At 62.9% G+C, this 12,052-nt stretch carries 9 protein-coding genes; 8 read left to right on the forward strand and 1 reads right to left on the reverse strand.

The window, feature by feature from the left end:
* From ACH2EI_RS15380 to ACH2EI_RS15400, 5 genes are all read left to right on the forward strand, one after another.
* The coding region (locus tag ACH2EI_RS15380; RefSeq protein ID WP_395160669.1) for a bacterial transcriptional activator domain-containing protein at positions 1–1,403 on the forward strand (1,403 nt) is incomplete at its 5' end.
* Positions 1,404–1,473: 70 nt separating this feature from the next.
* Positions 1,474–2,097, forward strand: a complete 624-nt coding sequence (locus ACH2EI_RS15385) for an OsmC family protein (RefSeq protein ID WP_395160671.1) — start codon at positions 1,474–1,476, stop codon at positions 2,095–2,097.
* Between the two features lie 6 nt (positions 2,098–2,103).
* Positions 2,104–2,916 carry a class I SAM-dependent methyltransferase gene (locus ACH2EI_RS15390; protein ID WP_395154130.1) on the forward strand — a complete coding sequence of 271 codons (813 nt, stop codon included), beginning with the start codon at positions 2,104–2,106 and terminating at the stop codon, positions 2,914–2,916.
* Positions 2,917–2,962: 46 nt separating this feature from the next.
* Positions 2,963–3,523, forward strand: a complete 561-nt coding sequence (locus ACH2EI_RS15395) for an OsmC family protein (RefSeq protein WP_395160673.1) — start codon at positions 2,963–2,965, stop codon at positions 3,521–3,523.
* Between the two features lie 16 nt (positions 3,524–3,539).
* Positions 3,540–4,826: an NAD(P)-binding domain-containing protein gene (locus ACH2EI_RS15400; RefSeq protein ID WP_395160675.1), complete on the forward strand. Its 1,287-nt coding sequence runs from the start codon at positions 3,540–3,542 to the stop codon at positions 4,824–4,826.
* A 75-nt stretch (positions 4,827–4,901) separates the two neighbouring features.
* Here the strand turns inward: ACH2EI_RS15400 and ACH2EI_RS15405 are convergent, their stop codons facing one another.
* Complete coding sequence (locus tag ACH2EI_RS15405) at positions 4,902–5,672, reverse strand: maleylpyruvate isomerase family mycothiol-dependent enzyme (protein ID WP_395160677.1); 771 nt, start codon at positions 5,670–5,672, stop codon at positions 4,902–4,904.
* 95 nt (positions 5,673–5,767) lie between these two features.
* On the opposite strand from ACH2EI_RS15405, the gene ACH2EI_RS15410 reads away from it, so the two are divergent.
* The 3 genes from ACH2EI_RS15410 to ACH2EI_RS15420 all read left to right on the forward strand — a co-directional run.
* The gene (locus ACH2EI_RS15410) at positions 5,768–6,427 is read left to right on the forward strand and encodes a PadR family transcriptional regulator (RefSeq protein ID WP_395151759.1); all 660 of its coding nucleotides are present in this window, start codon (positions 5,768–5,770) and stop codon (positions 6,425–6,427) included.
* Positions 6,428–6,870: 443 nt separating this feature from the next.
* Entirely contained in the window at positions 6,871–8,547 is a 1,677-nt protein-coding gene (locus ACH2EI_RS15415) for a PfaD family polyunsaturated fatty acid/polyketide biosynthesis protein (protein ID WP_395151761.1), read from the forward strand.
* Between the two features lie 45 nt (positions 8,548–8,592).
* Positions 8,593–12,052: beta-ketoacyl synthase N-terminal-like domain-containing protein (locus ACH2EI_RS15420; protein ID WP_395160679.1), on the forward strand; the 3,460-nt coding region annotated here is incomplete at its 3' end.

Consider the following 12,052-nt stretch of genomic DNA (forward strand, 5'->3'; position numbering starts at 1 on the left):
ATATCCCCGGGCAACTGCTTGAAGGCATCGACGTCGCGTGGAGCGCCGAGTTCGACGTTTGGCTGTCTGTGGAACGTTGGCGGGCGGCCAGCCAGGTTGAAGCAGCCCTGCATACCGCAACCATGCAGGCGCTCACGGCAGACAATGGAACGCTCGCCGCCTCGTACGCCCGAGAGTTGGTGGCGCGTGCCCCACTCGAAGAAAGCGGCCACGTCTTGCTTGTCAAGTCGCTGGCCGTATCTGGCGATGTCAATGGCGCACGAGACCGCGTCGCGGCGTGTGAGCAGCTTTTTTCGGCGGAACTCGGAATCAAACCAAGCTCAGCAGTCTCCAGGGCGCTGCGAGCAGAAGCCGTCGAACGCCCACCCGGCGTGTCCCATACGTCCTCGGCCCTCACGCTGCTCGAAGCCGGCACGACAGCAGTCGATGCCGGTGCCATTGACGCTGGCATCGAATGTCTCCGCCAGGCTGTGGCCGAGGCTGAAGCGAGTAAGGACAGACAACTCTATGGAAAGTGCCAAGGTGTTCTGGGCTCAGCGCTGATTCATGGCATTCGCGGGTTCGACGACGAAGGGTCGCTCGCGCTACACAGCGCGGTGGAATCAGCGGTCGAAGCATCAGACCCCGGTACCGCAGCCATGGCGCTGATGGAACTGGGGTATGTCGAGCTGCTCGCCGGGCGCCGCAATGCATCGGCTGCCTTCCTTGGACGGGCTGGCGATGCTGCAGTAGATCTGCCCGAGTTGCAGAGCAGTATTTCGTCGTTCAAGGGCACCAATCTCGCCGATTGGGGTCGCTTCGAAGATGCTCTCGTACTTGGTAATGAGTCGATCGAATTGGCAGAGCGCTCTGATTCGCAGCGCGACCGCGCTTGGGCCATGACGTTCACGGCCCGTACCCTGATGGGTCTGCATCGCTACGACGACGCTCGAGCGTTGCTTGTGCCGTCGCTTCCGATTGCCATTGACGAAAAATGGTTGGCGTTTCGGCCGTTCGTCGAGATCTTGTTGCTCGAACTCGACCGACTCCAGGGACGCGACTCTGTACAGATTCGCGCCGACCTTGAACTGGTCTTCGCTGCTTGTTGCCAGCTTGCCGATCCGTGTTGGGAAGGGCTCGCAGCACGTGGCATCGGGTTGACCTATGAGCGCGAGGCCGACTCAGCGACTGCCTATCGATGGCTGAACGATGCTGTAGATCGCTGTACTCGCGTGACCGACACGTGGATGTGGGTTGAGGCTTGGGTGTTGGAACGCGAGGTCGAGTTGGCGACCAGCCATGGCCACATGGAACATGCACGGTTGAAGGGTCAGCAGTTGCTGCACCATTCCGCCATCAAGCAACTCGACTATCACGCTGATCTCGCTCGCGATCTCTTGTCTGGCTTGTCGCCCCGAGGTTAAAGAGCGCCCAGCAAGAATATTTTTGAGCAACACACGCGGCGTCACACGCGGGCCCGTGAGTGTCGGGTCTATGCCCAACCAGCTCGCAGCAACTCCGGCCCAGACCGACCAAGAAATCCTTGCGGGACGAATCCGGATCGAAGACATCGTCGCCCGGAAGCCCGACGTCGGCACCGACCCCGACGTCTCGGTGACCACGCTCACCGAGGGCGTGAGGTGCGAGACAGTCGAAGGCGATTGGACAACGGAGTCCGACCTGCCAGGAGTGCTCGGTGGTGCTGGGACTGCGTGCAGCCCCGGTGTGCTCATGCGAGCCTCCCTCGGAACCTGCTTGGCAATGGGTTACAAGATCCGGGCGTGCCGGCTCGGTGTGGCCGTTGACTCGGTGACGGTGACGGTCACGTGCCAGGCCGCTCTGATTGGGCATTTGGATCTCGACTCGGAGCAACGCCCCGGTTACGACGAGATCCACTATCACGTTGAACTGCGGAGTGATGCCTCGGAGGCTGACCTTGCTCGTGTTACAGCCGAGGCAGACGATCTCAGCCCGGTGCTCGACGCGATTTCCAACGTCAACAGCATGCGTAAGACCGTCGAGATACACCGGTCTGGGTCTGGGTCTGGGTCTGGGTCTGGGTCTGGGTCTGGGTCTGGGTCTGGGGACGATGCCGACGCCACGAACAGTGGGCGTTAGTCGGACATGGATGCCAAACTCCAGCTCTTGGTCCAACGCCGCGGTTGGGATATCGCGGCGTCGGACTACGAGGAATCCTGGTTCCGTCAGTTGCAGCCAGCGACGGACAAACTGTTGGCCTGCGCCGATGTGCAATCCGGTGAGTCGGTCATCGAAGCGGCCAGCGGCACTGGTTTGATCACGCTCGTCGTTGCCGAACTGGCCGGTAGCGGCCGAGTGTTGGCGACCGACATCAGCAAGAAAATGTTGGCCCAACTGAACGTCGCGGCTGACGCAGCCGGCCTCACGAACATCGAAACCGTTGCTTGCAATGCCGAGGCGTTGGCCACCGAGGAACACTTTGATGTGGCCGTGTGCGCCCTCGGGTTGATGTACATGCCCGACCCGGCTCAAGCCATCGCCCAGCTCTCTCGGGCGCTGCGCCCCGGCGGCAGAGTTGCCATCAGCGTGTGGGGTGAACGGCGCAACTGCGGGTGGGCCAGCTTGTTTGGAATCGTCGACGCGCGGGTGGCATCCGATGTCTGCCCAATGTTCTTCGGAATGGGCGCCCCGGGCGCTCTGGCCGGGTCCATGGCTCAGCAAGGATTTGTCGACGTCATCGAAGAACGCATTCGCGTCACCCTCGACTTTCCCACCGACGAGGCGGCCCTCAGCGCGGCATTCCTGGGCGGGCCTGTGGCATTGGCCTACGCCCGCTTCGATGACGAAACAAAAGCCTCAGCCCACGCCGAGTACCTCGACACGATTGCTCAGTACCGAGGCAGCAACGGCTACCTCGTGCCCGGCGAATTCGTGATTGCCACGGGCCGAAAACCGTGAGCGATGAAGTCAAGTTCAAACACCACAACAGAAATGGGAAACGAAAATGACGATGACCAATAGCCCGGTGAACAACGGAGTGAACACCGAAGCGCTTCTCGGAGCCCGAGATGCGTTGAGCCAAGCTCCAGAAGCCGCCGACTTCGTATGGAAAGCGGAATGCAAGTGGATCGACGGCACATACAGCGCGACGACCCTCGACGGATTCTCTGGCCTCGGTCAGGACCATAACCATCCGACTCCGCATACCTTCGGGATGGATCATCCCGAGTGCTTTGCTTCTCAGGATCGTGGCGCCACGCCACCCGAGGCGCTGCTGGCTGCCCTCGCCGGTTGCCTCACCGCCGGCGTCGCGTCCGTTGCTCAGCACCGTGGGATCCAACTCCGATCGGTGACGGCAAACGTCGAGGGGAAGATGAACGTGCTCGGAATTCTCGGCGCCGATCCGGACATTCGCAATGGGTTCACCGATGTCGCGGTCACATTTGACATTGATGCCGATGCGACACCGGAAGAACTGCAGGCCCTGGTGGCTCAATCGCAGAAGCGCTCTGCTGTGTACGACATGGTCACGAATCCGACCAATGTCACCGTCGGGGTCGCCTAATACTGTGAAGGCTCGCGTGTCCGTCTTGCCTGAATCCGCCAGACGGATCCCGGTCGCCATCATCGGGGCCGGGCATGCGGGCCTCGCCGTCAGCCGCCGCCTCACCGAACGTTCGATTGAGCACGTCGTGCTCGAACGCGGTGAGGTGGCGAACTCGTGGCGCACCGAACGTTGGGACTCCCTGCGTCTCCTGACTCCGAATTGGCAAAGCCAACTCCCCGGGATGGGCTACGACGGCGACGAGCCCGACGGCTTCATGACGATGCCCGAGGTCGTCGACTTCATCAGCACCTATGCCGAAACGATCTCGGCGCCGGTGCATTCCTCGACGACGGTGACTCACCTGAGTGCCGGGGTGGGTGCCGGGGTGGGTGCCGGGGCGGGCGGCTACGCCGTGGAGACCAACAGAGGGTGCTGGACATGCGAAGCGGTGGTGATTGCCTCGGGAGGATCGAACATCGCGAACGTTCCGAGCCTTGCCTCCGAGGTGCCAGAGTCCATCGAGACGGTCACACCCATGACCTATCGGTCACCGGAACGTCTCAACGACCGCGGCGTTCTCGTGGTCGGGGCCTCCGCGACCGGTGTTCAACTGGCAGACGAGATTCTTCGCTCGGGCCGCGACGTCACGATCTCGGTCGGCGAACACGTCCGAATGCCGAGGGTCTATCGAGGACGCGATGTTTTCTGGTGGATGGATGCGGCCGGCATCTCGGACGAACACCACACCGACATCGACGATCTTGTCCGAGCGCGGAACCTGCCGTCGCCTCAGCTCATTGGAACGCCGGATCGTCGCTCGATCGACCTCAACGCCCTCACCGATCGTGGCGTCAAGATGGTCGGCCGGCTCGGGCGAATCAGCGACGGTCGTGCCCAGTTCGCCGGGTCGCTCGCCAATGTCTGTGTGATGGGCGACCTCAAGATGAATCGGCTGCTGCAGAGCTTCGACGACTGGGCAACTGCGACTGACCTCGACATCAGCGATCCGCCACACCGATTCGATCCGACCAGGCTTCCGTCGACGCCGTGTCTTGAACTCGATCTGGTTGCAAGTGGGATCGGCACCATTGTGTGGGCCACCGGTTATCGCCCCGACTACTCGTGGCTCGACGTGCCCGTACTCGACCGCAAAGGCCGCATCAGTCACGACGGAGGCATCGTCCGAGATGCACCGGGCCTCTACGTGACCGGCCTCAATGTGCTGAGACGTCGGCGCTCCAGCTTCATCAACGGAGCAGCACACGACTCCGAAGAGATCAGCAACCACCTCGCACGCCACCTCGCAACAACCCACGCCTGATTGGGCATCGGTTGCAGACGCCGAGAGCAGCGCGCCCGCCAAGCGGACGCCGCTGCCTCGGGTGGCGCGCTTGCTTCAGCCCCAGCGGACTCGGAAGTTACCGCGCCACAGGTCCATGAGGTCGGTGTTGCCGCTCATCGTGATGCTCGTTCCGGGGGCTCGATTCCAAAGCAGGACGTACAGGTCGGCTGCCGTGCCGGTGAGCGTCAGGTCGGCATGGTCGCCCTGGCGAGATGTGGCGGTCTGCTCGGCTCCGATGGAGACGTACCAGTGCTCGTTGGTGTCTTGGGCGTGCACGTGGATCACCTCGGGGCTTTGGATGTCGACGGCGCGTGGGCGCGGCGTGAATCCAGACATGAGTTCGTCGAGCATGTCGGTGGCGAAATGCGGGTCGAAGTGCGACGGGGTCTCCCGTGCGAGTTCGGCGTCGAACCGGTGAATTGCAATTTCGCTTGCCTGTCGTCGCGCCCACATGGTGAGTGGGGACGACGCTGGGAGGAAGGCGAAGCACTCGAGGTCAGCAGGCGCCGACTGCAGCACGTCGATCAGGTTCGCAAGGGTGTTGCGATACCAGCCGACCGGATCGGCATCCGCGGGGTAACCCGAGGCGAGCTCGGGGTAGTACTGGACAAGGTCGGGCAGGTCTTGGACGTCCAGCCAGTCCGACGCTGGAAACGCCACATTTGCTGCCGCCCACAAGTGAATCATTCCAAGGTGGCGCACGAGCTCGCGCATGTCCCAGCCGGGACAGGGTGTGATTTCTACGCTCAACTCGCCCTGCTCGGCGGCTGAGGCGAACAGTTCGCCCTCCGAGGCCACATATTGGATGTAGTTCGCGACGTCCATTTGGTAGTCCTTCTTTCATCAAGGGAGAGTCAGCCACAGTCAGATACTGCAATCTGCAGTGTGCACGTTACTGCATAGTACAGTAAAGTCAAGGTATGGCTTCACGTCTCACCACGTCGTCTTTTGCAGTTCTCGGGCTCCTGGCGATTCGGCCATGGGCTGGCTACGAACTCACGCAGCAAGCAACGCGTAGCCTCCGCTTTGCCTGGCCGAAGTCAGAGCGGCTGTTGTACGCAGAGCCAAAAAAGCTCGTCGAGCACGGTCTGGCCACCTCGCTCCAGGAGTCGGTCGGCGAGCGCAATCGCACCGTCTACACGATCACCGCCGACGGCAAGGCTGCGCTCACAGCGTGGTTGGCGACAGCACCGGCGCCCCCGGTACTCGAAGCTGAGGCGCTCTTGCGGCTGTTGTTTGCCGAGAACGGCAGCGTCGATGACCTCACCGCGGCCCTCGACCAGATGGCCACCGAAGCTGCCCAGATGTACGAGCAGGTCGTCACGATCAACGGCGATTATCTCGACGGCAATCATCCGTTCCCCGAGCGAACACACCTCTCTGTGCTCTTTGCCACGTTTCAGCTCGAGCTCTTCGACTTGATCGTCAAGTGGGTCGACTTCGCCAAGGCCGAGATCGCAACATGGCCCAGGACAGAGGGCCTCGGGATGACCGAGGGCACCGAGGCGATCCTCAACAGCATCAAGCAGCGACGATCTGTCCTCGGAACACCGTCCATCACGCAGTCCGCTGATCGATGATGATCGGCCGCACCGCGCTGTTGACCCGGAGGCGTTCCTGAGATCGTGTTGGCCACGAAACGTTGCGCTGATCGACGCCTTGCCGGTCAGCGCAACGAATCAGCGGTCGGTCAGGCGGTCGCTCAGTTGCCGATCGGCTTTTTGTCTTGCTGTTTCGACTTCTTGGCTTCCCGCTTCTCTTTGAGGCTCTTGCCAGCCTTTTTGCCGTCACGTCGCTGTGGTGATTTGACCATTGATAGCTCCTTTGTTGTCGATCGACTGGTGACCTGACTGGTGACCTGACTGGTGATCGAACGTATCACTCCGTCGGATTCAGGGGCGGCGCGTCGCGGTCAACTGTGCTGCGACGTTGTTGCCGGAGCGCGACCCGATCAGCGACCGCGAAGTGTGCCTGCTGGCGTACCCATCGGTAACTTCCAGCACCCGTCTGAGTGTGGGACGATATGACGGCTACGTTCAACGATGTGGTCGATCTTTCTACACCTGTCTCGGTGAGCGCGCAGCCCGAAATCATCGCTGGCTGGCGCGGCCCCGTGGCTCCCGCACTCTCGGTGAACGACCTCACGGCGGTCATCCACCAGATCCGAGAACGCGCCTACATCGTTGTCGATCCGATCACTGGCCAGCACGGTGTTGCTACCGGAGGTGGGCTCGTCGACGAGAAGTCAGCAGGAGCCTGGCCGGTCATTGCGATCTTGCCGGCGATGTACCCGGAGTGGCTGGGTGATCGCAGCTTCAACGAAGTGCACGGGACCCGATTCCCGTACGTCACCGGAGCGATGGCCAACGGGATTGCAACGACGCAACTCGTGATCGAAATGGCACGCACCGGATGCCTCGGCTTCTTCGGCGCGGCTGGCCTCCAACGCCACGTGGTGGCTGCAGCAATCGACGAACTGCACGATGCGCTCGGCCACACCGGCTTGCCCTGGGGTTGCAACCTCATCCACTCACCCCAAGAGCCAGCGCTCGAAGAGTCCGTCGCCGACCTGTACATCGAGCGCGGCGTCCGCAAGGTGTCAGCTGCCGCCTACATGTCACTGACACCGGCGATCGTGAGGTACGCGTACAGCGGCATTCACACCGACGAAGACGGCAACGTGCAGCGCCCGAACATGGTGTTCGCCAAAATTTCACGCCCCGAGGTCGCTCGGTACTTCGTGCATCCGGCGCCCGCGGCGATGGTCGCAGCACTCGTGAGTAGCGGTCAACTCACCGCAAACGAAGCAGCACTCGCCGCGTCGTTGCCGGTCGCCGAAGACATCACGATCGAAAGCGACAGCGGCGGCCACACCGACAACCGTCCGCTCGCCCCGCTGTTCGCCACGATCCAAGCCGTCCGTGACGAGGCTGTTGCGCAACATCGCTACCTCCGGCCCATCCGGTTGGGCGCCGCCGGCGGCATCGGCACCCCGCAGGCCGCAGCAGCAGCGTTTGCACTCGGTGCCTCGTACGTGCTGACCGGCACGATCAACCAGGCCTGCGTCGAGTCGGGCCTGTCAGCCGAAGGTAAACAGATGCTTGCCGCCGCCGACATTGCCGACATCACCATGGCGCCCGCTGCCGACATGTTCGAGATGGGCGTCGAACTGCAGGTACTCAAACGCGGCACGATGTTTGCCCCGCGGGCCAAGAAGCTGTACTCGCTGTACACCACGTACCCCAGCCTCGATGCGATTCCCGACGCCGAGCGAACCGAAGTCGAGCAGAAGATTCTCGGTGCCACATTCGACGAGTGCTGGGAAACGACCAAGGCATTCTGGAACGACCGCGAGCCGGCGCAGGTCGTTGCAGCCGAGCAGAACCCGCGCCACAAGATGGCGCTCACCTTCCGCAGCTACCTTGGGTTGTCGAGCCGGTGGTCGATCGAAGGTGCAACGCAACGTCGACTCGACTATCAGATCTGGTGCGGCCCGGCGATGGGCGCGTTCAACGCCTGGACCGCTGGCACGTTCTTGGCCGAACCGGCCAATCGTCAGGCAGCACAGGTTGCTCGCAACCTGCTCGAGGGCGCCGCCGTCGTCACGCGAGCCCAACAACTCCGTTCCTATGGCGTACCGGTTCCGCCCGCCGCTTTCGACTACCGTCCCCGCCCGCTGCACATCGGCAACGAACTCTGAATGTCCCGAACAGCGAACCCATCCAGAACCATGCAGGACGCACTCATGTCTGAACATTCACGATCGAATCGACCACCCGTTGCCATTGTTGGCGTCTCGGCGCTTTTTCCGGGCTCTGTCGACTCGACCGGCTTCTGGAACGACATTCTTGCCGGCACCGACCGGATGACCGATGTACCGCCGAGCCATTGGCTGATCGACGATCACTTCGACGCTGATCCATCGGTCCCGGACCGCACCTACGGCCGCCGCGGCGGCTTTCTCGACCCCGTCGATTTTGACGCACTGGCCTTTGGTGTTCCGCCGAGCGTGGTGCCGTCCACTGACACGGCACAGCTCCTCGCGCTGATCGTGGCCCAGCGCGTCCTCGACGACGCGATGCGCGGCCAGTTCAGCGAACTCGACCGGACACGTGCGTCGGTGATCCTCGGCGTCACGTCTGGCCAGGAACTCTTTGGTGCAATGGCGAGTCGCATGAACCGCCCGATGTGGTTGCAGGGCATGCGCCGCGCCGGCATTGCCGAAGACGTCGCGTTGGAAGCTTGCGATCGGATTCTCGCGCTGCACCCAGAGTGGACCGAAAGCACGTTCCCGGGGCTGCTCGGCAACGTCGTTGCTGGTCGAATCGCCAACCGCCTCGACCTGGGTGGCACGAACTGTGTCACCGACGCTGCGTGCGCTTCGTCGTTTTCGGCTCTTTCGATGGGCGTCAACGAGCTCTATCTCGGTGACAGCGACCTCGTCATCGCTGGCGGCGTCGACACCATGAACGACATCTTCATGTACATGTGCTTTTCGAAGACGCCTGCGCTGTCGAAGTCCGAAGACATCCGACCGTTTTCCGATCAGGCCGACGGCACCATGCTCGGCGAAGGCATCGGTATGGTCGCCCTCAAGCGGCTCGAAGACGCCGAGCGCGACGGCAACGACATCTACTGCATTGTCAACGGTATTGGTGCGAGCTCTGACGGACGGTCGAAGAGCGTGTACGCGCCCGTGTCATCAGGCCAGGCCAGAGCCCTCGATAACGCCTACAGCAAGGCCGGCTACGGGCCCGACACGGTCGAACTGATCGAGGCCCACGGCACCGGAACAGTGGCGGGCGACGCCGCCGAATTCGGTGGCCTCAAGCTCGCCTTCGACGCGTCGGACCGCACGGATCGCCAGTGGTGTGCACTCGGAACGGTCAAGAGCCAGATCGGACACACCAAGGCCGCAGCCGGCGCTGCCGGTTTGTTCAAGGTGGTGATGGCGCTCCACCACAAGGTGCTGCCGCAGACCGCCAAGATCGACAAGCCGAACCCGAAGCTCGATCTCGAGAACTCGCCGTTCCATCTCAACACGACAACACGACCGTGGGTGCGCGGCTCCGACCACGAACGTCGTGGCTCGGTCAGCTCGTTCGGATTCGGTGGATCGAACTTCCACATCGCACTGTCTGAGTACACCGGGTCTGGCACGCATGCGCCAAGGCTGCGCAGCAGCGACGTCGAAATGGTGGTGCTCTGTGGCTCAGACGCGGCCGACGTCGCCGCTCGGGCAACACAGATGTCGAACGACCTCATCGACGGGCAACTGGCCTTCCTCGCACAGACGACGCAGCGCGAGTACGACGCGTCGAAGCCCGCCCGGCTCGCCGTGATCGCCACCGACGAAGACGATCTACGAAGCAAGCTCGCCCAGGCCGTCGACACAGTCACCAAGGCGCCCGGCACTGCGTTCTCCACGCCGACGGGTGTGCACTTCGGCGTGGGTGCTCAGCGCGGCGACGTTGCATTTCTCTTCCCCGGTCAGGGAAGTCAGTACGTCGGCATGGGTGCCGAACTGGCCATGAACTTTGCTGAGGCGATGACCGCATGGGACCTCGCTGCCGACCAGGACTGGGATGAGAAGACGCTCCAGGACGTTGTCTTCCCGATCACCTCGTTTGAAGATGGCGCAGCGAGCGTCAACCAGGCCCTCCTCACCGCAACACACTGGGCACAGCCAGCCATCGGCACGATGAGCCTCAGCTTGCTGCGGGTACTCGACCTGATTGGGCTCGAGGCGCAACACGTCGGAGGGCACAGCTTCGGCGAGATCACCGCACTCCACGCGGGTGGCGTCCTGACCGACGTCGACATGGTGCGCGTTGCTCAGCGGCGCGGTCTGCTCATGGCCGAAGCGGCACAGACGCCGGGGTCGATGACTGCGGTCACCGGCTCGATCGAGTTGGTTCGGGCGATCCTCAAACAGTCCGATGCCGACGTTGTGATCGCGAATCACAACAGCCACCGCCAGGTCGTCCTGTCCGGACCGACCGAGGCGATCGAACGTATCGAAGCAGATCTGACGGCTCAAGGCGTTGCCGCCAAGCGCCTGCCGGTTGCAACGGCCTTCCACTCGTCGGTGGTCAGCGGAGCCAGCTCGGCGTTCGGTGACTTCCTCGCGGCCGTAGCCTTCGCCGCACCGACCATTCCGGTCCACGCGAACGAGACGGCCGAGCCATACGACGGCAACGACGAGGCAGCGATGCGGGCACAGCTCGCACGACAACTCTCCAACTCTGTGCGCTTCGTCGAGATGGTCGAGTCGATGTACGACAGCGGAGCGCGCACCTTCGTCGAAGTCGGCCCGTCGTCAGTCTTGACCGGCCTCGTCGGCAACATCTTGGACGGTCGAGACCACCGGGTGATCCCGCTCGACAAGAAGAACAAGGGTGGCCTGTCGGCGTTCCATAACGGCATCGGCCAGCTCGTCGCTGCTGGTGTCGAAATGCACCTCGACGGGCTGTGGCGCGAATACGGCGACATCGCGAACCCTGCCGATGCACCGATTCCCAAGCTCGCTATTCCAATCAACGGCGCCAACTACGACAAGCCGTATCCCCCGCACGACCTGAACGAACTCGCCGAGGCAAATCCTGTGACCACGTCCGCTCCCTCAACAACTTCAGCCGCCGCTCCGCAGCAGGCGCCAGCCGTTCCGGCAGCGGTTCCCGCCGCCGTGCCGAGCCCGGCATCTCCGAGCGTTGCAACTCCTGCTCCGGCAGTGCAGATGGCGCCGAGTGTCGCTCCCGACTCAGCAGTGCTTGCGGCGTACCAGAGTGCCCAGCACCAGACGGCTGTGGCCCACACCGCCTACCTGAACTCGATGGCCCAAGCACACAGCGCCTTCCTGACTGCGGCCCAGCACGGGATTGCCGTGCTCGGCCAACTCGCCGGGGGAGCCGCACCGACAGCCGCGCCGGTGATTGCTGTCGTACCGGCTTCGGCTGTTGCATCGCCGGCTCCTGTTGCCACCCTCGCCCCTGTCGTCGCGGCCCCTGCCCCGGTGCCCGCACCGGTTGCTGTGCCGGTTTCTGTGCCGGTTTCTGTGCCGGTTTCTGTGCCGGTTTCTGTAGAGGAGATGACGCCGAAGTTGTTGGGTGTGGTGTCGGATCGGACGGGTTATCCGTCGGAGATGTTGACGATGGATATGGAGTTGGAGTCGGATCTGGGGATTGATTCGATTAAGCGTGTCGAGA

The organism is Ilumatobacter sp., assembly GCF_041688325.1.
Lineage (GTDB): Bacteria > Actinomycetota > Acidimicrobiia > Acidimicrobiales > Ilumatobacteraceae > Ilumatobacter_A.